Origin of the sequence: Krasilnikovia sp. MM14-A1004, from assembly GCF_047159485.1 — a bacterium.
Classification (GTDB): Bacteria; Actinomycetota; Actinomycetes; order Mycobacteriales; family Micromonosporaceae; genus Actinoplanes.
Map to the genome: position 1 here is coordinate 527,539 of NZ_AP038773.1, position 20,889 is coordinate 548,427.

The 20,889-nt window shown below is 70.6% G+C and carries 19 protein-coding genes; 14 read left to right on the forward strand and 5 right to left on the reverse strand.

Annotated elements, in window-relative coordinates; genetic code table 11:
- Nucleotides 1–562: 562 nt before the first annotated feature.
- The 4 genes from ACMCNN_RS02530 (at nt 563) to cysN (ending at nt 5,177) form a co-directional block, all read left to right on the forward strand.
- The gene (locus tag ACMCNN_RS02530; protein WP_412747027.1) at nt 563–1,963 is read left to right on the forward strand and encodes a sugar transferase; all 1,401 of its coding nucleotides are present in this window, start codon (nt 563–565) and stop codon (nt 1,961–1,963) included.
- A gap of 104 nt (nt 1,964–2,067) precedes the next feature.
- Nucleotides 2,068–2,922, forward strand: a complete 855-nt coding sequence (locus tag ACMCNN_RS02535; protein ID WP_412747028.1) for a 3'(2'),5'-bisphosphate nucleotidase CysQ — start codon at nt 2,068–2,070, stop codon at nt 2,920–2,922.
- A 45-nt stretch (nt 2,923–2,967) separates the two neighbouring features.
- Nucleotides 2,968–3,879 carry a sulfate adenylyltransferase subunit CysD gene (gene cysD, locus ACMCNN_RS02540; protein ID WP_412744556.1) on the forward strand — a complete coding sequence of 304 codons (912 nt, stop codon included), beginning with the start codon at nt 2,968–2,970 and terminating at the stop codon, nt 3,877–3,879.
- Nucleotides 3,879–5,177 carry a sulfate adenylyltransferase subunit CysN gene (cysN, locus tag ACMCNN_RS02545; protein WP_412744557.1) on the forward strand — a complete coding sequence of 433 codons (1,299 nt, stop codon included), beginning with the start codon at nt 3,879–3,881 and terminating at the stop codon, nt 5,175–5,177. Before cysD ends, cysN begins: the two co-directional genes overlap by 1 nt.
- 3 nt (nt 5,178–5,180) lie before the next feature.
- Here the strand turns inward: cysN and ACMCNN_RS02550 are convergent, their stop codons facing one another.
- The 4 genes from ACMCNN_RS02550 to galE form a co-directional block, all read right to left on the reverse strand.
- On the reverse strand, nt 5,181–6,002 hold the full coding sequence (locus ACMCNN_RS02550) for an ATP-binding protein (RefSeq protein WP_412744558.1): 822 nt from the start codon (nt 6,000–6,002) through the stop codon (nt 5,181–5,183).
- Nucleotides 6,003–6,096: 94 nt separating this feature from the next.
- Nucleotides 6,097–6,306 (reverse strand): hypothetical protein, encoded by a 210-nt coding sequence (locus ACMCNN_RS02555; RefSeq protein WP_412744559.1) that lies wholly within the window; start codon nt 6,304–6,306, stop codon nt 6,097–6,099.
- Nucleotides 6,307–6,342: 36 nt separating this feature from the next.
- Nucleotides 6,343–7,500 carry a galactokinase gene (galK, locus tag ACMCNN_RS02560; protein WP_412744560.1) on the reverse strand — a complete coding sequence of 386 codons (1,158 nt, stop codon included), beginning with the start codon at nt 7,498–7,500 and terminating at the stop codon, nt 6,343–6,345.
- Entirely contained in the window at nt 7,497–8,477 is a 981-nt protein-coding gene (galE, locus tag ACMCNN_RS02565; RefSeq protein ID WP_412744561.1) for a UDP-glucose 4-epimerase GalE, read from the reverse strand. The genes galK and galE overlap by 4 nt, the downstream gene beginning before the upstream one ends.
- A gap of 177 nt (nt 8,478–8,654) precedes the next feature.
- Between galE and trpS the strand changes: the two genes are divergently transcribed.
- The 9 genes from trpS (at nt 8,655) to ACMCNN_RS02610 (ending at nt 18,371) form a co-directional block, all read left to right on the forward strand.
- Complete coding sequence (gene trpS / locus ACMCNN_RS02570) at nt 8,655–9,680, forward strand: tryptophan--tRNA ligase (RefSeq protein WP_412744562.1); 1,026 nt, start codon at nt 8,655–8,657, stop codon at nt 9,678–9,680.
- 5 nt (nt 9,681–9,685) lie between these two features.
- Nucleotides 9,686–10,261 carry a 2'-5' RNA ligase family protein gene (locus ACMCNN_RS02575; protein ID WP_412744563.1) on the forward strand — a complete coding sequence of 192 codons (576 nt, stop codon included), beginning with the start codon at nt 9,686–9,688 and terminating at the stop codon, nt 10,259–10,261.
- Nucleotides 10,262–10,283: 22 nt separating this feature from the next.
- Complete coding sequence (locus ACMCNN_RS02580) at nt 10,284–11,204, forward strand: YihY/virulence factor BrkB family protein (protein ID WP_412744564.1); 921 nt, start codon at nt 10,284–10,286, stop codon at nt 11,202–11,204.
- 7 nt (nt 11,205–11,211) lie between these two features.
- Complete coding sequence (locus ACMCNN_RS02585) at nt 11,212–11,586, forward strand: hypothetical protein (RefSeq protein ID WP_412744565.1); 375 nt, start codon at nt 11,212–11,214, stop codon at nt 11,584–11,586.
- Nucleotides 11,587–11,996: 410 nt separating this feature from the next.
- Nucleotides 11,997–12,461, forward strand: coding sequence for a ricin-type beta-trefoil lectin domain protein (locus ACMCNN_RS02590; protein WP_412744566.1), 465 nt, complete (start codon nt 11,997–11,999; stop codon nt 12,459–12,461).
- 393 nt (nt 12,462–12,854) lie between these two features.
- A complete protein-coding gene (locus ACMCNN_RS02595) occupies nt 12,855–13,334 on the forward strand; it encodes a ricin-type beta-trefoil lectin domain protein (RefSeq protein WP_412744567.1) in 480 nt (159 codons plus the stop codon).
- Nucleotides 13,335–13,400: 66 nt separating this feature from the next.
- Complete coding sequence (locus ACMCNN_RS02600; RefSeq protein ID WP_412744568.1) at nt 13,401–13,655, forward strand: SCO4848 family membrane protein; 255 nt, start codon at nt 13,401–13,403, stop codon at nt 13,653–13,655.
- A 231-nt stretch (nt 13,656–13,886) separates the two neighbouring features.
- Nucleotides 13,887–17,780: a GDSL-type esterase/lipase family protein gene (locus ACMCNN_RS02605; RefSeq protein WP_412744569.1), complete on the forward strand. Its 3,894-nt coding sequence runs from the start codon at nt 13,887–13,889 to the stop codon at nt 17,778–17,780.
- 132 nt (nt 17,781–17,912) lie between these two features.
- Nucleotides 17,913–18,371: a hypothetical protein gene (locus ACMCNN_RS02610; protein ID WP_412744570.1), complete on the forward strand. Its 459-nt coding sequence runs from the start codon at nt 17,913–17,915 to the stop codon at nt 18,369–18,371.
- Here the strand turns inward: ACMCNN_RS02610 and ACMCNN_RS02615 are convergent.
- Nucleotides 18,355–19,404, reverse strand: a complete 1,050-nt coding sequence (locus ACMCNN_RS02615; protein ID WP_412744571.1) for a S8 family serine peptidase — start codon at nt 19,402–19,404, stop codon at nt 18,355–18,357. The genes ACMCNN_RS02610 and ACMCNN_RS02615 overlap by 17 nt on opposite strands.
- A gap of 365 nt (nt 19,405–19,769) precedes the next feature.
- On the opposite strand from ACMCNN_RS02615, the gene ACMCNN_RS02620 reads away from it, so the two are divergent.
- Nucleotides 19,770–20,837, forward strand: a complete 1,068-nt coding sequence (locus ACMCNN_RS02620; RefSeq protein ID WP_412744572.1) for a BMP family lipoprotein — start codon at nt 19,770–19,772, stop codon at nt 20,835–20,837.
- Nucleotides 20,838–20,889: the final 52 nt, after the last annotated feature.

Genomic DNA, 20,889 nt, shown 5'->3' on the forward strand with positions numbered 1-20,889 from the left:
GCGGCCCTTTCCGGATCGGGATCGCCCGGAGGCGACGGGCCGGGTGTACGTGGCGGCCACCGGCAACCAGCAGCCGCCGGACTCCGGGCCGGGTCGCGCCCGGCATCGGCTGGACGCCCGGCAGCAGCCGGAGGCTCCGGGCCCACGGCCCGGCCGTCAGCCGTCCACGGGTGGGCCGGTGACCCCGGGACCGGGTGCGGTGGGCGAACCGGAGTCGCACGGCCCGGCCAACCATCCGCCCGCCAACCACGGGCCGCGCGCGCACCGGCCGCTGCAGCGCGGCGGCAAGACCAACTACGGCCCGTCGCAGCCGACCCCCGCGGGACCGGCCCGGCCGGTGGACGACCTGGCGCCCGCCCGGCCCGAGCCGGGGCCGCCGGGTGCACGGGCGGCGCGCATCGAGCAGAACGCGGCGCCGCTGGCGGGTGGCGGCGTCACCAGCGCGGCCGATCGGGCGCGCAACCAGGCGATCCCCCGGCACTGGTCGGCCGCGCCCAACCGGTCAGTGGTGGTGCGGCCCGCGAACCGGCCGTTCGTCCGGGTACGCGGCAAGCACGCGGCGATGTCGCGGCGCCAGCGCTGGGAACGCCGCTACGTCTGGGCGCTGATCGCCGGTGACCTGCTGGCGGGCGTGGTGGCCGGGGCGGCGACGTTCGCGCTGCGCTTCGGGTACCAGGTGACCGCGTACAACCGGGGGTATCTGCTGCTGTCGGCGCTGCTGCCGGTGCTGCTGCTGGTGGTGCTGGCGGTGAGCCGGGCGTACGAGCGGCGCTACCTGTTCGTCGGCACCGACGAGTACCAGCGGGTGCTGCGTGGCGGGGTGGGCCTGATCGCGGGCGCCGCCATGGTCTCGTACGCCCTCGATCTGGATTTGGCCCGCTCGTACGTGCTGGCCGCGCTGCCCGCCGTGATCGCCGGGGTGGTGGTGCTGCGGTTCGTGCTGCGCAAACGGCTGCACCTCGCCCGGCGGCGCGGCGAGGGACTGCGCCGGGTGCTGGTGGTGGGGCACGAGATGTCCGTCATCGGGCTGACCCGCCAGCTGCGCCGGGAGCGGTACCACGGGCTGGAGGTGGTGGGTGCCTGCCTGCCGCCGGATCACGACGGCGCGGTTGACCTGCCGGTGTACGGCTCGTTCGACGACGTCGCCAACGCCGTGGACGCCGCGGACGCCGACACCGTCGTGGTGCTGAGCTGTCCCGAGCTGGACGGCGCGGCGCTGCGCCGGCTGGCCTGGCGCCTGGAACGCGACGACGTCGACCTCATCGTGGCGAGTTCGCTGATCGACGTGGCGGGGGCGCGCACGACGATCCGGCCGTTCGACGGGCTGCCGATGCTGCACGTGGAACACCCGCGGCTGCACGGCGGCGCCCGCGTGGTCAAGGACCTGGTGGACCGTTTCGGCGCGGTGCTGCTGCTGGTGCTGTTCGGCCCGCTGCTGTTGGCCGTCGCACTGGCTGTCCGGTTGACCTCGCGCGGGCCGGTACTCTTTCGGCAGGTCCGGGTCGGGCGCGACGGGCGCCTGTTCCGCATCTTCAAGTTCCGCAGCATGTACGTGGACGCCGAGGCCCGGCTGGCCGACCTCAAACACCTCAACGAGCACGACGGTGTGCTCTTCAAAATCCGCGACGATCCCCGGGTGACCAGGGTCGGGTGGTGGCTGCGCCGGCTGTCGCTGGACGAGCTGCCGCAGTTGCTGAACGTCCTGGCGGGGCAGATGTCATTGGTCGGCCCGCGGCCGCCGCTGCCGTTGGAGGTGGCCGCCTACGCTGATGACGTCCGGCGTCGACTCGCCGTCAAACCGGGCATGACCGGCCTCTGGCAGGTTTCCGGGCGTTCGGACCTGCCCTGGGAGGAGGCGGTCAGGCTGGACCTTCGCTATGTGGAGAACTGGTCCCTGAGTTTGGATCTGGTGATCCTTTTGCGGACCATGACCGCGGTGCTGCGGTCATCCGGAGCGTATTGATGGGGCCTTCTGTCCGCCCGACGGCGGCGGGTGGGGCGGTGGGATGGAGGAGCGAGGACGTGGGCGATCGGACTTCGACGTCGGCGCGGACGGACCAGTCCCGCATCGCGGGGCCGCGCGACGGCGGCGACGGCGGCACGCCGCCGGTCATCGACGCGGCCTTCGCGCGCTGGCTGGCCGATCGCGCCGGCCAGGCGCTGCTCGCCGTCCGCGAGGAGATGGGGTACGCGGACCCGCAGGCCCTCAAATCGGCCGGTGACCGGGCCGCCCACGAGCTGCTGCGTACGGAGCTGGCCCGCTGGCGCCCCGCGGACGCGGTGCTGTCGGAGGAGGACGACCACGCCCGCGTCGCGTGGCAGGAGGGCGAGCCCGCCACGCTGCGCCCGGAACGGCTGGGCGCCTCGCGGGTGTGGATCGTCGACCCGCTGGACGGCACCCGGGAGTTCTCCGAGCAGGGCCGTACGGACTGGGCGGTGCACGTCGCCCTCTGGACCGCCGACAGCTCCAGCCCGTTCCGGCTGGCCGCGGGCGCGGTGGCGATGCCGGCCCAGCACCGGACGGTGGCCACGGACGCGCCGCCCGCGTACCCGCCGATGCCGCTGTCGGCGGCGACCGGCGGGGCGATCCGGATCGCGGCCAGCCGGACCAGGCCGCCCGCGTTCGTCACCGCGCTGGCCGAGGACATCGGCGCGGAGCTGGTGCCCATGGGGTCGGCCGGAGTGAAGATCGCCGCGGTGATCAGCGGGGACGCCGACGCGTACGTACACGCGGGCGGGCAATACGAGTGGGACAGCGCCGCGCCGGTGGCTGTGGCGTCGGCCACTGGACTGCATGCTTCCCGTATCGACGGCAGTGAGTTGAAATACAACCAGGCCAATCCGAAGCTTCCGGACCTCGTGGTCTGTCGTAAGGATCTCGCTCCTCGGTTACTTGCAGCGTTGCAGCGTCACCTCCCGTAACCTGACTCCGGCACAGCTCGACCCGAAAGGTCTGGGGATTCGCTCATGAGCCAGACGATGCCCTATCGCGTCTCGCATCTGGATGCTCTCGAAGCCGAGAGCATCTTCGTCATGCGGGAGGTCATGGCCGAGTTCGAGCGCCCCGTGCTGCTCTTCTCGGGTGGCAAGGACTCGATCGTGATGCTGCGGCTGGCCGAGAAGGCGTTCGCCCCCGCGCGCATCCCGTTCCCGGTCATGCACGTGGACACGGGCCACAACTTCGACGAGGTGATGGAGTACCGCGACGCCCGGGTGGCGGAGCTGGGGCTCAACCTGGTGGTGGCCAGCGTGCAGGAGGCGATCGACTCCGGCCTCGTCCGTGAGCTGCCCGACGGCACCCGCAACCGGATCCAGACCCCGGTGCTGCTGGCCGCGGTGGAGAAGTACCGCTTCGACGCGCTGTTCGGCGGGGCCCGCCGCGACGAGGAGAAGGCCCGCGCCAAGGAGCGGATGTTCAGCTTCCGCGACGAGTTCGGCCAGTGGGATCCGAAGAATCAGCGTCCCGAGCTGTGGGCGCTGTACAACGGCCGGCACCACCCCGGCGAGTCGATCCGCGTCTTCCCGCTGTCCAACTGGACCGAGCTGGACGTGTGGCACTACATCGCCAAGGAACAGATCCCGCTGCCGAGCATCTACTACGCGCATGACCGGGAGGTCATCGAGCGCGACGGGATGCTCTACGCCGTGAACGAGTTCATCCGCCCGAGGGCGGGGGAGACCCCGTCGGTGCAGCGGGTGCGCTACCGCACGGTCGGCGACGCGTCGCAGACCGCGGCGGTCCGGTCGGACGCCGACACGGTGGAGAAGGTCATCGAGGAGGTCGCCGCCACCCGGATCACCGAGCGCGGCGCGACCCGCGGTGACGACAAGGTCAGCGAGGCGGCGATGGAAGACCGCAAGCGGGAAGGGTACTTCTGATGAGCCAGGCAGTGCTGGACACCGACACCGCCGCGGCCCGGAGCATGGATCTGCTGCGGTTCGCCACGGCGGGCAGCGTGGACGACGGCAAGTCCACCCTGATCGGGCGGCTGCTGTACGACACCAAGTCGCTCTTCTCCGACCAGCTGGAAGCGGTCGAGGCGGTCAGCGCGGCCCGCGGTGACGAGTACACGAACCTGGCGCTGCTCACCGACGGCCTGCGGGCCGAGCGGGAGCAGGGCATCACGATCGACGTGGCGTACCGGTACTTCGCGACGCCGCGGCGCAAGTTCATCATCGCGGACACCCCCGGGCACATCCAGTACACCCGGAACATGGTGACCGGGGCGTCGACGGCCGACCTGGCGCTGATCCTGGTCGACGCCCGCAAGGGCATCGTCGAGCAGTCGCGGCGGCACGCGTTCCTGTGCTCTCTGCTGCGGGTGCCGCACCTGGTGCTGTGCGTCAACAAGATGGACCTGGTCGACTGGGACCAGGAGGTGTACGAGAAGATCCGCGACGAGTTCACCTCGTTCGCGGCCAAGCTCGATGTTCCGGACCTCACGGTCATCCCGATCTCCGCGCTCAACGGCGACAACATCGCCTCCCGGTCGGAGAACACCCCGTGGTACGAGGGGTCGTCGCTGCTGCACCACCTGGAGCACGTGCACATCGCCAGCGACCGCAACCTGGTTGACGTGCGATTCCCAGTCCAGTACGTCATCCGTCCGCAGTCCACCACCGTTACCGACTACCGCGGCTATGCCGGGCAGGTGTCCAGCGGGATTCTCAAGCCGGGCGACGAGGTGATGGTGCTGCCGTCCGGGCTGACCAGCACGATCGCGGGCATCGATACCGCCGACGGCCCCGTGGACGAGGCGTTCCCGCCGATGTCGGTGACGGTCCGGCTCACCGACGAGATCGACATCTCGCGCGGCGACCTGATCTGCCGCCCGCACAACGCCCCGAAGCCGGTGCAGGACGTCGAGGCGATGGTCTGCTGGATGGACGAGACCGCCCCCCTGCGGGTGGGCGGCAAGTACGCCATCAAGCACACCACCCGCACCGCCCGGGCGGTCGTCCGTGGCCTGCAGTACCGGCTGGACGTGAACACCCTGCACCGCGACGAGACGGCGGACGGGCTGGCGCTCAACGAGATCGGCCGGGTCCGCCTGCGCACCACGGTGCCGCTGCTGGCCGACGAGTACCGCCGCAACCGCACCACGGGCGGGTTCATCCTCATCGACGAGACGACCAACCGCACGGTCGGCGCGGGGATGATCATCGAGGCGTCGTAGCGGTCAGTGCCGGCGCCGGCGGGCGCTCGCGGGTCCGCGTACGGCGCCCCAGACGACCTTGCCGTCCCCGGTGGGCACCGCGCCCCAGGCGAGCGCGGTGGCGTGCACCAGGCGCAGGCCCAGGCCGTGCTCGGGTACCCGCTGTCCGGGTATCGCGGCGGGCCGGGCGAGCTGCGGCATGTCCCGGCAGAGGTCCTGAACGGCCACGTGCAGGCCGGAAACGCGGCGCGACACCGTCACGGTGATCGTGGTGCCGGCGTGCTGGACCGCGTTGTTGACCAGCTCGGAGACGATGAGGCGGGCGGACTGGCGAAGGGTGTGCAGCCGCCAGCGGCGGCACGCGTCCTCGACCAGGCGGCGGGCGTGCGCAGGTGCGTCCGCGTCCGGGCACAGCTCCACCCGCATCCGGTCGGTGCTCGGTAGCCGGCTGGTGATCGCCACCCGGGCCTGGCCGACCGTGGCGTAGACCGGCAGGAAGCGCCCGGCCCCGAACCGTTGCAGCCGGTCGGCCAGGATCTGCTCCGGCGATGCACACAGCGCCAGATGTACGGGCGGCTGGAGCTGGGTGGCGAGGCTGCGGACGCCCATCCACACCGGTGCGCTGTCCGCGCGCGGGTCGTCGAGCTGCGACAGATCGATGATGAGCCCGGTGGTCTGCTCGGCGAAGAGGCGACGCAGGGTGCCGGAGACGACGGTGCACAGCTTGGCGTTCCACGCGCCATGGACCGCCAGCAGCGCAACCGCGCCCGCGGCGTCGTACCGGATCCGGACCCCGGTGTCGGGGGGTTGATGGTCCGGCCACAGGAACGGTGGATCGATTCCCATGTTGGTCCTCGCAGGGGCGGGCGGGCCGCGGCGTCCCGCGTAGCCTATCTCGCAGAACCGGGGCGGAGAGCGGTCTCTCCCCCGGCGGGGGACCTCAGTGCGCCTCCGGTGATGCGTCGTCATGGTGGGTCACCAACTCCTCGAGCGCGTGCGTCACCGCGCCGGTGATGTCACCCGCGGGCACCGCTACGTCCTCGCCGTGCACGTCGGTGAGGAGTTCCTTGAGATGTTCCGGCGAGGGCCCCGTACCCGCGCCCGAGAAACCGAACTCGTTGGGTTCGTTGGATTCGGTGTCGACGGTCATGACCAGTGCATACCCCACCATGTGGTGGCTCAAGCGTCACAGTCGGGCGGCGCCCGGGCCGGGGCCGACCACCCGGGCGGTGGGCGCCGGGAATCCGTGCATCTCGTACGCCGCCTCGACCGCGGTGGCCGTCGGCGCCGTCCGGTCGGCGTCGACCAGGGCCAGCACACAACCACCGAAGCCGCCACCGGTCATCCGGGCGCCGTACGCCCCGGCGCTCAGCGCCGCCTCGACGGCCACGTCGATCTCCGGCACGGTGATCTCGAAGTCGTCGCGCATGGAGGTGTGCGAGGCGGTGAGCAGCGGCCCGATCTCCCGGATCCGTCCCGCGTCCAGGTGCGCGACGGTGTCCAGCACCCGCTGGTTCTCCGTGACGATGTGCCGTACCCGGCGGCGGGTCACGTCGTCGTCCAGCCGGGCGAGCGCCGGGTCGAGGTCGGAGATGGTCACGTCGCGCAGCGCGGGCACGCCGAGCAGGCGGGCGGCGGCCTCACAGGACTTGCGGCGGGCGCCGTACTCGCCGTCGACGTGCCGGTGCGGCGCGTTGCTGTCGACGACCAGGACGGCCAGCCCATGCGCCGCCACGTCGAACGGGATGTGCCGTACGGCGCCGCTGCGGCAGTCCAGGAACAGCGCGTGCCCCGCCTGGCAGCGGATCGACGCGGCCTGATCCATGATCCCGGTGGGCGCACCCACGTACGCGTTCTCGGCGCGCTGGGCCAGCGCCGGGCGCAGGTGCACCGGCAGGTCCAGGCCACCCAGCTCGACCAGCGCGGTGAGCACCGCGGACTCCAGGGCGGCCGAGGAGGATAGCCCCGCGCCGACCGGCACGTCGGAGGCCAGCGCCAGCCGGGCGGGCGGCACCGGCAGCCCCGCCTCGCGCAGCGCCCACACGACCCCGGCCACGTACGCGGCCCAGCCGTCGAGCACGCCCGGCCGGGCCACCTCGTCCGCGCCGAACGTCACGGGCTCCGGGGTCAGCTCCGAGTGGACCTGCCAGCCGGAGGCGGCCGGGGCGGCGGCCACCACCACCCGCTGCGGCAGGGCGAACGGCAGCACGAAGCCGTCGTTGTAGTCGGTGTGCTCGCCGATCAGGTTGACCCGTCCCGGCGCGGCCCACAGTCCGGCCGGTGCGGCGCCGTACGTTGCGGTGAAACCGGCCGCGGCCCGGGCCGCGACGTCGGTGCCGGTCATTTCGCGACGTGGCCGCGGTAGAACTCCCAGGCGTCGGAGATCATGGCGTGCAGGGTGTCCTTCTCGGGCACCCAGCCCAACTCGGTGCGGGCCTTCGCGGACGAGGCGACCAGCGCGGCCGGGTCGCCGCTGCGCCGGGGCGCGATCTCCACCGGCAGGTCGACGCCGGTGACCTCGCGGACCGCCTCGACGACCTGGCGGTTGGAGAAACCGTTGCCGTTGCCGAGGTTGAAGATGCGGTGTTCGCCCGCGGTGGCCGCGTCGAGCGCCAGGAGGTGGGCGCGGGCCAGGTCCTCGACGTGGATGTAGTCGCGCACGCAGGTGCCGTCGGCGGTCGGGTAGTCGTCGCCGAACAGCTGCAGCTTGTCCCGCTTGCCGGCGGCCACCTGCAGGGCGATGGGGATGAGGTGGGTCTCCGGGTCGTGCCGTTCGCCGACCGCGGTGCCGTCGGGGCGCAGGTACGCGCCCGCCACGTTGAAGTAGCGCAGCGACACGGCAGCGAGGCCGTGGGCGAACGCCTCCGAGGACAGGGCATGGTCGAAGGTCAGTTTCGTGGAACCGTACGTGCTGGTGGGGGCCTTGACGGCGGATTCGGTGATGGGCAGCTCGGTGGGGTTGCCGTACACCGCGGCGGTGGAGGAGAAGACGAACCGGGGCACCCGGGCGGCGCGGACCGCGTCCAGCAGGGCCAGCGACCGGATGACGTTGTGGTCCCAGTACAGCTCCGGGCGGGCCATCGACTCGCCCGCGGCGATGAGCCCGGCGAAGTGCAGCACCGCGTCGAAGCCCGCCTCCGGGGTCAGCACCCGGCCGGCGTCGCGGATGTCGGCGTCCACGAGTGTCACACCCGGTGCGACGGCCTCGCGGAAGCCGGTGCTGAGATTGTCCAGGACGACGACCTCGTGCCCGGCGTCGAGCAGCAGGCGGGTGGTGATGCTGCCGATGTAGCCGGCGCCTCCGGTGACGAGCAGTTTCACGGTGTGGCCCTCTCGATGTGCGGGCGTTCTAGGGTCAGCGTAGGCAGGTCGGCGGGACGGCCCGACGCCGCCGCAGATTCTATCGCATCCACTCATGAGTCAACATGTTCAAACATCTGACCTTTGATGGCCGGAGCGTTTGACGGACGGTCCGCGCGTGCTGACACAATGGCGCTCATGTCCGACCCCGCCCGCCGCCCGCGAGTGTTCTCCGGCATCCAGCCGACCGCCGACTCCTTCCATCTCGGCAACTACCTCGGCGCGGTGCGCAACTGGGTGGCCATGCAGGAGACGGCCGACGCCTTCTACTGCGTCGTCGACCTGCACGCCATCACCGCGGGACACGACCCGGCGGTGCTGCGCAACCGCACCCGGCTGTCGGTCGCGCAGCTGCTGGCGGTCGGGCTCGACCCCGAGCGGTGCACGCTGTTCGTGCAGTCCCATGTGCCCGAGCACGCGCAGCTGGCGTGGGTGCTCAGCTGCATCACCGGCTTCGGTGAGGCGGGCCGCATGGTGCAGTTCAAGGACAAGTCCGCCAAGCAGGGCTCGGACTCCGCCAGCGTCGGCCTCTTCACGTACCCGATCCTGCAGGCCGCCGACATCCTGCTGTATCAGGCGGACGCGGTGCCGGTTGGCGAGGACCAGCGGCAGCACCTGGAGCTGACCCGCGACCTGGCGCAGCGGTTCAACTCCCGCTTCGGGCAGACCTTCACGGTGCCGTCGGTGCACATCGTCAAGGACACCGCGAAGATCACGGACCTGCAGGAACCAACAGTGAAGATGAGCAAGTCGGCATCCTCACCCAACGGCATCATCGAGCTGCTGGAGGACCCGGCCCGCTCGGCCAAGAAGATCAAGTCGGCGGTGACCGACACCGGCCGCGAGATCCTGTACGACGAGGAGAACAAGCCCGGCGTCAGCAACCTGCTCACGATGTACGCGGCGCTGACCGCCCGCACCATCGACGAGCTGCTGGAGGAGTACGACGGCAAGGGCTACGGCGACCTCAAGAAGGATCTCGCCGAGGTCGTGGTCGAGTTCGTCACGCCGATCCAGGAGCGCACCCGCGCCTACCTCGACGACCCGGCGCACCTCGACAAGCTGCTGGCCATCGGCGCGGACAAGGCCCGCGCGGTCGCCGCGCCGACCCTCGCCGCCGCGTACCGCCAGGTCGGCTTCCTGCCGCCGGCCCGCGGAGCCTGACACCGGTGACCGGCAACGACAGCGCCGCGAGGGTGGACCCGGCGGCGGGCGGCGAGGGTGCCGCGACGACCCGCATCGGCGTCGCGATCGACATCCCGCAGCCGTGGGGTGACACCCTGACCCGGCGGCGGGCGCAGGCCGGTGATCCGCAGGCGGCGTACACGCCGGCGCACGTCACCCTGCTGGGGCCCACCGAGGTGGCGACGAACGCCCTCGCGGCGATCGAGAAGCACCTGGAGGCCGTGGCCGCGGGGCAGGCGCCGTTCACCATCCACCTGCGCGGCACGGGTACGTTCCGGCCGATCACCGAGGTGGTCTTCGTGACGCTCGCGGTCGGGATCAGCGAGTGCGAGCTGCTGGCCGAGGCCATCGCCGCCGCCGACGGGGTGCACCGCGACGCCCGGTTCCCGTACCACCCGCACGTGACAGTGGCGCAGGACGTTCCGGCCGCGGCGCTGGACGCGGTGTTCGACGACCTCGCCGGGTTCTCGGCCCGCTTCGAGGTGCCCGCGTTCACCCTGTTCTCGCACGACGGTGAGGGGCCGTGGCGGCCCCGGCGCGACTTCCCCCTCGGCGGATGAGCCCGCCGGGTACGGTCGGCGCGTGAACCCGATCGACCGGCTGTACGGCGCGGCCGAGTCGCGAATCCTGGCCGGACGACACCGCTGGCGCACCTTCGACCACCTGTGCCGGGCGCTGCTGCGGTACTGGGAGGTCCAAGGGGGCCGGCTGGCCGCGGCCATCGCGTACTACGGGTTCTTCGCCCTCTTCGCGTTGCTCCTGATCGGCTACTCGGTGTTCGGCCTGCTGCTCAGCAAGAACTCGGAGCTGTACAGCATCGTCACCGACTTCCTGGAGCAGAATCTGCCGTTCCTGGACCTGCAGCAGATCCTCGACAGTGGCCGTACCGTCGGGATCGTCGGCATCATCGGCCTGACCTTCACCGGCATCGCCTGGGTGGAGGCGATCCGCTCCTCGCAGCGCCTCATCTGGCGCCTGCGCGAGCAGCCCGGCTATGTCGGCCTGCGGCAGATCCTGGACCTGGCCGTGCTGACCGGCATCCTGCTCCTGCTGGCCGCCTCGCAGCTCGCGGCGTACGGCCTGGAGCAGTTGCTCGAGTGGCTGGCCCACGGCGGCTTCGCCCGGTCGTTGTCGGTGGCGGGGCTGCTGCTGACGGTCGCCGTGAACATGGTGTTCGCGGCCGCGCTGCTGGCCGCGGTGCCCCGGCTGCGGATGACCGCCCGGCGGATGGCCCCGCCGGTGCTGCAGGTCGGCATCGGCATCACCCTGCTCAACACGGTGGGGGAGACCTTCGTCCGGCTGGTCCAGCGCAACCCCGCGTACGGGCTGGTCGCCAGCGCGGTCGGGGTGCTCGTCTATCTGTACGTCTTCAACCAGCTCCTGCTGTTCGGGGCGGCCTGGGCGGCGACCAGCCCGCACGGGCGGGTCGTGGACCTGGCGGACAGGGATAAAAGTGCACCTGTAGGGCAAAATACCTGGATTCGCCATCACCGCCCGCAATGATGGGCCGGTGGGCACTCTCGTGACGCTTGACCTGCCGAAAGACTCCCCGGTGGCCGACCTCCCGTGGGTCATCACGATCGGAGCGCTCGGCGACGAGGAGGACTGGGAGCCCGTGGTCTGCGGACCGTACGAGCGACCGCACGCGCTGGCGCTGGCCCGGGCCGTGGTCGCCGACGAGGACCTGCTGGCCGTCGTCGAGCCGCTGCTGCCGCTGGTCGACGCGGCCGCCATCCGCAACGAGATCGAGCTGGCCCGCACGGCCACGGACGGCGAGCCGGCCGAGGAGGAGGCTCCCGAGGTGTACGCGGGGCCCGTCCCGACTGCCGCCGACGTACGGGCGGCGTTCGGGCGGATCGCGGCGAAGCTGCCCGCGTCCGAGTGACACCTGCGGCGCCGCCCCGCGATGCCTGGCGGGGCGTGGTCGTGACCCGCGTCATGCCGGTGAAACGGTGTAGGGATTTCGGCGGTCAGCTATATATGATCCCCTCGATCGCCGCCGGTCCGCCGGTGTTGCGGGACGCACGGTCGGATGCCGGCCGGGACGGGGGCTGCGTCATGGGAGCTGTGCTGTTCAGATTCGCCCGGTATCGCGACTCCCCGAACTGATTTCCCCGGCCGCCTCGCGGTCTTCCTTGCGCCACGGCGCCAGCTCACGTTCAGGTCGGTGGGTACACCGGTCGATGCGGTGATGTCTCGCGGCGATGCAGGCGTATCAAACCCTTTATTTCGGACTCAATCGAAAGGTCAACTGTGCGTAAATTGCTTGCTGCCGTCGCGGCGACCGTAGCCCTGGTGGCGTCGCCGGCCCCCGCGTTCGCGTCCTATGTGCAGAGCTTCCAGAGCGACGCCCTGCGCAACAACACGTACCTCACCTCGCGGGGTACGAACCAGTCGGCGGGGGTGCAGAGCGTAAACGGCCGTGTCACCCGATGGACCGTCGAGTTCGTTAAGCCGATCAACGGTCACAGCATGGTGAAGCTGAAGGACGCGAGCAACGAGCCGTCGGACGGCTGCCTGGACAGCAACGGCCAGAACTCCGGCGGCAACCCGCAGGTCAAGGCCTGCAATGACCTCGACAACCAGAAATGGGAACAGTTCAGTTTCGGCAACTACTTCGTCTTCAAGAGCTACGGCGCGTTCTCGTACCACGGCTGGCACGTGTGCATCCAGGCGCCCACGGGACTGAACCCGGACCACACGAACAAGGTCTTCATGTACACGTGTAACACCGACAGCCGCTACCAGCGCTGGTTCTGATCCTGTCGTGATCCCGCGCGCCATCTGGCGTTCAGCCCGGTGGCGCGGCGGGCACACTGATCGCCGACTGACCACCCGGGGTGCGGGGCGTGCCGTCGCGGCTGCGGCGGGTGACTCATCGCCATGCGATTCCGTGATCCCCATCATGCTGGGGAAAGGCGCTGGTGAATGCTTGCGTCGGCTACCTATGATCACTGCGATCGCAGGCCCCGCCTCGTGGTGGGACCCGTCAGGTGTGCGCCGATCGGCGCGAGGTCACTTTCCTGCCGGATGGGCTCACCCGGGCCCATTGCGGTACTGCCGCGTTCTCCTGATACGACGCGGACGCATCGAAACCTGTCATTCTGATCAATCGAAAGGTCAACCGTGCGTAGGTTGCTAGTCGCCATTGGCGTGTCCGTTGCTGTCCTGATGTCGCCCGGCGTCGCGTCCGCCGCGTCCGAGCAGAGCTTCCAGAGCGATGCCCTGCGTAACAGCACGTACCTCGCGTCCATGGGCAGGAACCACGCGGCCGGCGTGGAGAGCCTGTTCGGTCGTGCCACCAGTTGGTCCGTCGAGGACAAGGGCACGATCAACGGTCACCACAAGGTGCGGCTGGTCGATGCGAGCCGAGTGCCGTCGGACGGTTGCCTGGACAGCCACGCCGAAGTCAATGGTGGGCATCCGTACGTGATCGCCTGCAACTCGGGCGACTACCAGATCTGGGAAGTGTTCAAGACCGGCGACTACGTCGTCTTCAAGAGCTATGGCGCGTACACGCAGCAGCACGTACACGTGTGCGTCAAGGCGCCGACCGGACTGCGCGCGGACCACACCAACACGGTCCTGCTGGCGACGTGCGACACCAACAGCCGCTACCAGCGCTGGTTCTGATCCCATTGTTGATCCCGCCGCGCCGCCTGGTGATCCGCCCGGTGGCGCGGCGGGCATACTGAGCGGGTGGTGATCTCGCGGCGGTGGGCGGTGTTCCTCCTCGGAGTCGGCGTGTGGACGTGGCTGATCTGGCCCCGCTTCGCCGTCGCCATCTGGAACGATGGCCGTTCCTTCCAGGCCGGCCGGCCCACGGCGTTCCTCTGGGTGCACGCCGCACTGATCCTCGCCTCGCTGACGATCGGCACGCTCGTGGGCGTCCTCGGTTGGCGGGCTTTCGCGGCTGCGCGCCGGGCGGCGCGCGAGACCCGTGACTCGCACTGACCCTTCCTGACCTCTCCCCGCGCGGCCACCGAGGGTGGTGTCGTGCCGCGCTGAAGGCCGCGCGTCCCAGTGGAGCGGGGACGACGAATGAGTCGCCGACTTCGGTCCCGACCGTGCCGCATCAGTGGTGTAGCAGACACCACCGCTGATGGCTGGCGTGTCCGTGCCGTCACCCGGCTGCCCGTCCGTCCTCCGTTCGGATCGAATTCAGCCCCCTCAGAAAGGAACACCGTGTCTTTGCGTGCGCGCGCTTCATGCGCGCTTCGACGGGCGGTCACGCTGTCCGCCGCCGTGCTGGTGGCCGGCCAGGTGGGCGTCGTCCGCCCGGCCGCCGCCGCTCCCGGCGGTGGCGGTGCGCCTCCCGCTCCTGCTCCCACGGCCGGCGCTGCGGCGCTGGCCCCGAGCGCCCGTGACGAGCTGATCGGCAAGGGCTGGCAGGCCTCCGGCGACCGGTTGTGGACGACAACGGGGGACGCCACCGGGTTCCACGTCCTCGTGGCGGAAGCGCGCACCGGGTACGGGTGGCGCACCGCTGCCACCCTGAGCGTGCCCGGCCTCGAAACGGACCTGTGGATCGGTAACGCCTGTGTGACCCGGTCGGGGCGCCGGGCGGTCGTCGTCTACGCGCCGCGCGCGTTCGCGAACTCCGCACAGTACTTCGACCGGGGTGGCTTCACCGCAATCGTGGACCTCGCCTCGGGCGTGGTGCGCAAACTGCCCCTGCGGACGTCGCTGGCGTACTTCAACCCGGGCTGTGGCTCGGGCGAACAGGCGACCGTGACCCAGGCCGGAGACCAGGACCTCGGCAGGACCCGGGTGCGCACGCTGGACGCGGTGAGCGGGGAACTGGGTGGGCCGATCGACGTTGCGGGGCAACTGACCTCGGCGATCCCCACCTCGCGGGGCATCGTGGCGGCCGACCGGGGCGCGGTCGTGTCCGTCGAGAGCACCGGACGCCGGCGTGTGCTGGCGCCGGCCGCGGGGGTGCCCTTCAACCTGCGTACCGATGCCGCCGGTGCGGTCGTCTTCATGGAACACACGCGCGGCACCGCGCGCGTGCGCCGCTCACAGCCGGGCGCGGACCGGCGGTACCGGACGTCGACGCTGGCCACCGGCCCCGACGACCGGGTCGGTGTCACCACCTCGGCGGCCGGGAAGGTCTTCATCACCGGCCAGCCCGACAGCGTGTCGGCATTGCCGCCGACCGTGGCGCGGCTCGGCCTCACGCCGGACGCCACCGTCTCGACCGATGGCGAGGCGGCGGTCACGTCCGTCAAGCCGGCGGCCGGCGGGACCGCGTCCACCCCGGCCGAGTCGGCGGACGCGGTGCCGGTGCGGATCGGTGCGTACAGCGTGAGGACCAGCAGGGCGTTGGACTTCACGGTCGACCCTGGTGACGCCGTGCACCCCCGCTCGGCCACGGACGACCCGGACGCGTACTGTGCGGTGCCGCGCAACGACCCGCGGGTGCAGGTCTACCAGCCCAAGCCGAAGCAGGTCGAGTGGGCCGTCGACATGGCCGTGAAGGGTCACCTGACCGTCTCGCGAGCCGCCAACTGGCACAACAACGGGCTGAGCACCTGGTACAGCCCGCAGGGCATGTTCCCCCCAGTGGCGCTGCAGAACACGAACAACGGGCAGGTGCCCGCCCAGGTCATGCTCGGCATCCTCGGCCAGGAGTCCAACCTCTGGCAGGCCAGCAGCCATGTCCTGCCGGGCGAGACCGGCAACCCCCTGATCGGCAACTTCTACGGCAGTGACAAGACCAAGGATGCCTGGAGCATCGACTGGACGAAGTCGGACTGCGGCTACGGCGTCTCACAGATGACCGACGGCATGCGCAAGCCCGAACACAAGAAGCCGGGCGAGACGCCGCTGTCCCACGACAAGCAGATGGCCATCGCCACGGACTACGCGGCCAACATCGCTGCGGGCCTGCAGCTGCTGCAGGGCAAGTGGAACCAGCTGCAGGAGGCGGGCCTGCGGCTGAACGACAACGATCCCTCCAAGATCGAAAACTGGTTCTTCGCGGCGTGGGCGTACAACTCGGGCTACCACCCGCCCGGCGAGCCGAACACGAACGGCGCCTACGGCCTCGGCTGGGGCAACAATCCGGCCAACCCGAACTATCCGCCGACCCGGCACTCGTTCGGCTCGTCGTCGGAGGACTTCGCGAAGCCGAACAAGTGGCCGTACCCCGAACGGGTGATGGGGTTTGCCGCCAACCCGCCGTCCGCGCTGGAGAGCCCGAACACGTTCGTGCCGTTCTTCCGGCCGGCGTGGTGGAACGGCGGCGGCGGCACCGCGGACGACCTCGGCAGCGCCGCGTACAACCGCAGTCAGGTCCGTCCGCAGCCACAGCAGTTCTGCACCAAGGACAACGACTGCGAGTGGGGCAAGGCGTATCAGCCCACGTACCACGGCACCGACGGTGACACCCGCACCGAGCCGGCCGGGCCCTGCGCCCACAAGAACGGCAACGACTACGACCTGAAGTGCTGGTGGCACAGCCCGTCGACGTGGAAGGCGAACTGCTCCCAGACGTGCGGCAACGAGTTCATCCGCTACGACTACCCGCAGTACGCCGCGGAGCCGGAAGACGGCATCAGCTTCCCGCCCGCCTGCGGTGCCGCCGCTTTCCCGGGCGGCGCCATGCCCGCCGGCCTGCTGGTGGTCGACGACGTCGACGACTCCGTGCCGGCGGTGCGCTCGCCCGGCTGCGGTCGCCCGAAGAACGCCGGCAGTTTCGATTTCGCGTTCGGCAAGGACGGCTCCGGCAAGGAGATCTCGAAGATCGACCTGCATCAGGTCGGCGGCGGCTTCGGCGCGCACTTCTGGTTCACCCACACCCGGGCCAGGCCGGATGCACAGTCCATCTCGGGCACGTGGTCCTTCGACAAGAAGATCACCGGCTGGGCGCGGGTGTTCGTCCACATCCCCGACCACGGCGCGCACACCCGCCAGGCGAAGTACGTCATCGACCTGGGCAACGGGACGCGCTACCGGGTGCAGCCCCAGCGGCTCCAGGCGAACCGGTGGGTCGCGCTGGGCTCGTTCCCGTTCGCCGGCAACCCCAAAATCACCCTGAGCAACACCGCGGCGGACGGGGCCGGATCCGAGGACGTCGCCTGGGACGCCGCGGCCGTGCTGCCGCTGAGCGGGAAGCCGAAGCAGATCATCGCGTCGCTGGGCGACTCGTACTCGTCGGGGGAGGGCGCGTCCGCGGACAAGGGGGTCAACTACTCCAGGGAGTCGGATGTCGACGGCGGCGACCCCGACATGCGCGACGGGTGTCACCGCTCCAACCTGGCCTGGTCGCGGGTCATGACGCTGGCCGACTCGGGAGTCGCCGTCGGCCCGCGCTCCGATCCCATGACCGCGGACATCGACTACCACATGGTGGCGTGCTCCGGGGCGGTCGTGCGCAACGTTCTGCCGTACGACGGGTCGACCGACGGCTGGGGCGGCTTCGCTCGTCCGTGGTACTCGGAGGTACCGCAGCTGGAGTCGGGTTACGTCGACCAGGACACGACGCTGGTCACCATCTCGATCGGGGGGAACGACGCGCGCTTCTCACCCATCGTGGCGCAGTGCATCTACGGCCTTTCGGTGTGCTCGAACGCCACGCTGGACGGCGATTCCGCGCCCTTGGACGAGGCGGAGCCGAAGGTCCTACAGGGTCCGGTGCGTAACGGTGTGGAGACCGTCCTCAGGAAGATCCACGAGAGAGCACCGAAAGCGAAGATCGTCCTGGTCGGGTACCCGCCGCTGTTCGAACGGGCCGGTTCCTGCGTCCTGGGGATCGGGTCGCCCGAGGCGGACTGGCTCAACGCCATGGGCGGGCAGATCAACCAGCAGCTCAAGGCTGCCGCCGACAATGTGGCGGCGACCGGTGTGCCGGTTGCGTTCACCGATCCCACCGCGGCGTTCGCCGGTAAGGCGGTGTGTGGCGACCCCGAGCAGGTGCACGCGATCATCACGTCGTTGACGCCCGGCGATAGCCCGATGTTCGAGTACTGGCCGGGCAAGGGCGTCGTGTCGGCGCAGAGTTTCCACCCCAAGATCGACGGCGCGGCGACGTACGCCAATGCCGTGTCGAGCACCCTACGTAGCATCGGGATGTAGCCGACGGCGGACGGACGGGGAGGCGGCCACGAGGCCGCCTCCCCGTCCGTGCCACCGCGCGGCTCAGCCCGGGGAGGAAGGACGTTCATGAACGCACGCCGCGGCGCGGCCGTTCGGCGGACGGTGGCGATGGTGACCACCGTCCTGCTCACCATGACCGGCTGCGTGACTCAGGAGCACATCAGGTCCCGGGCCCGCGACCACGCCGTCGACACTGTGCGGGAGCAGGCACGTCATGCGCAGGAGCAGACCGCCGCGGAACTCGCGGGCGATCCCGACGGGCGGGACGTCCCGGCCCTCGTCGCGCGGCTTCGCACCAGTCTCGACCAGGCCGTCGGGCCGGGTGGCAGCGTGCTCTCCGCGGCATCGGCGGCGGACGGGACGATCCGGGCGGATCTCACCTTCGTCGCCATCGGAGAGGCCGGCGGGGCCGGGTCCAGTGCGAGCGTCACGGTGCGCCTGTGTGCCACCGTCGAAGGGCGGCCGGCTCCGCGTCCGGTCGCGAGCCTGCGCGACCTGCCGTGCCCGTCGAACGCGCCGACCCGGCCGGGCTATCAGAGCATCGATGAGGTCGTCACACTCTCCGATTGACCGCCACTCGCCTGCGCCGCCGCAGGTACCAGACGCCGAGGCCGCACACCGCCAGCGCCAGCGACCCGACAGTGAGTACGGCGACCGGCGAGATCCCGGGTCTGGTGGGCGGCGGGGCGGCGAGGCTGCCGAGCGGCGCATCGACGCCCGGCGCCACGGACTCTGTGAGCGCCCGGGCCGCGTTCACGATCCCGTATCCGTACCGGGCGTCGCGGCCGGCCCCTGGAGTCCGGTCGGCGGTGGCGAGCAGGCGGTTCACCACGGCGGAGGCGGGAAGGCCGGGGTAGCGGGACCGGATCAGGGCGACCACGCCCGAGACGACGGCGGCCGAATAGCTCGTGCCGTTGTGGGCGGCGCCCTGCCGGGGCTGGTCGGCGGCCATGTCGAAGCCGGGGGCGGCCACCGCCACCTCCGGGCCGGACACGCTGATGTCCGGCCGGAACGCCCCGGTCTGGTCCACGGCCGAGACGGCCACCACGCCCGGGCGGTCGGCGGGGCTGACCACCCCGGTATCGGTGCCGGCGTTGCCGGCGGCCGCGACGATCACCACGTCGTGCTCCCGGGCGTACCGCAGCCCGTCGTCGAACGCCGCCTGGTGGCGTTGCCCGTGGGCGGTCTCGCCGAGCGATAGATTGATCACGCTTGCGCCCTGGTCGACGAGCCAGTGCATCGCCTCGTCGACGGTCTCGGCGCCACCGGACACCTTGGCCGGCACGATCGACGCCTGCGGCGCGACACCGGTGACCGCCCTCGGCCCGCCCCGGCCCGCGATGAGGACCGCGACCTCGGTGCCATGCCCCCAGGCGTCCACCAGCCCATCGCCGAGATCCGGGAACTCCCGGCCGGGCAGCACCGCGCCCCGCAGGTCGGGGCGATCGGCGTCGACGCCGGTGTCGACGACACCGACCACGACCCCTTTGCCCCGGCTCGTCGCCCAGGCGCGGTCGACACCCAACTGGGTGATCCAGTAGCCGGCGGGCGGCCGGGTTTCGGCGGCGTGCGCGGGAACCGTACCGATCGACGTCGCGGCCATGGCGAGCAATGACACTGCCGCGATGCGGCACCGTCTCGCCGCTGGGTCCGTCTGCACGGCGCACTCTAACAATTGATCAACTGGGCGCAGACGACCCTCGTGAAGGGGCTTCATGAAGGGGTGATTCTGCAGTATTGGTGGGTGTATGGCAGTAAATCTTTCGCGAAGATGCGCACTTCGCCGGAAGTCTTGCCAGTACGCCTGCCGCCGGGACGAGTGATTGCGGCGAGGTAACGGTGCGCAAACAGTCCGGTGGATTTCCTGCCACGGCGTTGGCCTGGGGCTACGCTCCCGACCTGAGATCACCGACGGGGGTCGGTGTGAAGCGGAAGGAGAGCGTCTTGCGCCCAGTACGTGGGAAGCGGATGGTTGCGGTTCTCGCGGCGGGTGGGCTGACGCTCGCCGCTGCGGCCTGTGGCAGCGCCCCGGACAAGAGCCCGAGCGGCGGCTCCAGCACCGCCGCGTCGTACCAGGCCTGCATGGTCACCGACACCGGCGGTATCGACGACCGGTCGTTCAACGCCTCGGCCTGGGCCGGCATGCAGGCGGCCGCGCAGAAGGCCAGCAACGTCAAGGCCAAGTACACTCCGTCCACCGCGGAGTCCGACTACGAGCCGAACCTGCGCCAGTTCGTCAGCCAGAAGTGCGACTTCATCCTCGCCGTCGGCGGCCTGATGGGTGACGCCACCAAGAAGGTCGCGGCCGAGAGCACCGGCTCGCAGTTCGGCATCGTGGACAGCGCGGTTGCGGGTGCGCCCAATGTGTTCCCCATGCAGTTCGCGACGCAGGAGGCCGCGTTCCTCGCCGGGTACCTGGCGGCGGGCTACTCGAAGTCCGGCAAGGTGGCCACCTACGGCGGCCTCAAGATCCCGCCGGTGACGGTCTTCATGGACGGCTTCGCCGACGGCGTGGCGCACTACAACAAGACCAAGGGCAAGAACGTCCAGGTGCTCGGCTGGGACAAGGCCAAGCAGAACGGCACGTTCGCGGAGAACTTCGGCGACCAGAACAAGGGCAAGGCCATCACGAACACGTTCGTCGCCCAGGGCGCCGACGTGATCATGCCGGTCGCCGGTGGCACCGGGCTCGGCACCGCCGACGTCGCCAAGAACTCCGGCGGCAAGGTCTCTGTCGTCTGGGTCGACCAGGACGGCTGCGTCAGCGCGGCGCAGTACTGCGACGTCTTCCTCACCACGGTCGTCAAGAACATCAAGGACGCCGTGCAGGAAGCCGTGGTGACCGGCGCCGGGGGCACCAAGCTGGAGGCCACCCCGGGCTTCCTCGGCACGCTGAAGAACAACGGTGTCTCGCTGGCCCCGTACAACAAGTTCGACAGCAAGGTCGACCCGGCCCTGAAGGCCGAGGTCGAGAAGCTCAAGCAGGACATCGTCGCGGGCAACGTCAAGGTCGAGTCGGCCAACGCGCCGAAGTGACCGTCCGCTAGCAGGTATGCACGTCCGGCCGCCGCGCGGCCGTGAGGATGAC

What these genes read in the sequence shown, in the direction of transcription:
- ACMCNN_RS02530 (WP_412747027.1), top strand. Translation starts at nt 563, where the DNA reads ATGTCGCGGCGCCAGCGCTGGGAACGCCGCTACGTCTGGGCGCTGATC.
- trpS (WP_412744562.1), top strand. Translation starts at nt 8,655, where the DNA reads ATGTCCGACCCCGCCCGCCGCCCGCGAGTGTTCTCCGGCATCCAGCCG.
- ACMCNN_RS02550 (WP_412744558.1), bottom strand. Translation starts at nt 6,002, where the DNA reads ATGGGAATCGATCCACCGTTCCTGTGGCCGGACCATCAACCCCCCGAC.
- cysN (WP_412744557.1), top strand. Translation starts at nt 3,879, where the DNA reads ATGAGCCAGGCAGTGCTGGACACCGACACCGCCGCGGCCCGGAGCATG.
- cysD (WP_412744556.1), top strand. Translation starts at nt 2,968, where the DNA reads ATGAGCCAGACGATGCCCTATCGCGTCTCGCATCTGGATGCTCTCGAA.
- ACMCNN_RS02615 (WP_412744571.1), bottom strand. Translation starts at nt 19,404, where the DNA reads ATGGCCGCGACGTCGATCGGTACGGTTCCCGCGCACGCCGCCGAAACC.
- ACMCNN_RS02555 (WP_412744559.1), bottom strand. Translation starts at nt 6,306, where the DNA reads ATGACCGTCGACACCGAATCCAACGAACCCAACGAGTTCGGTTTCTCG.
- ACMCNN_RS02620 (WP_412744572.1), top strand. Translation starts at nt 19,770, where the DNA reads ATGGTTGCGGTTCTCGCGGCGGGTGGGCTGACGCTCGCCGCTGCGGCC.
- galK (WP_412744560.1), bottom strand. Translation starts at nt 7,500, where the DNA reads ATGACCGGCACCGACGTCGCGGCCCGGGCCGCGGCCGGTTTCACCGCA.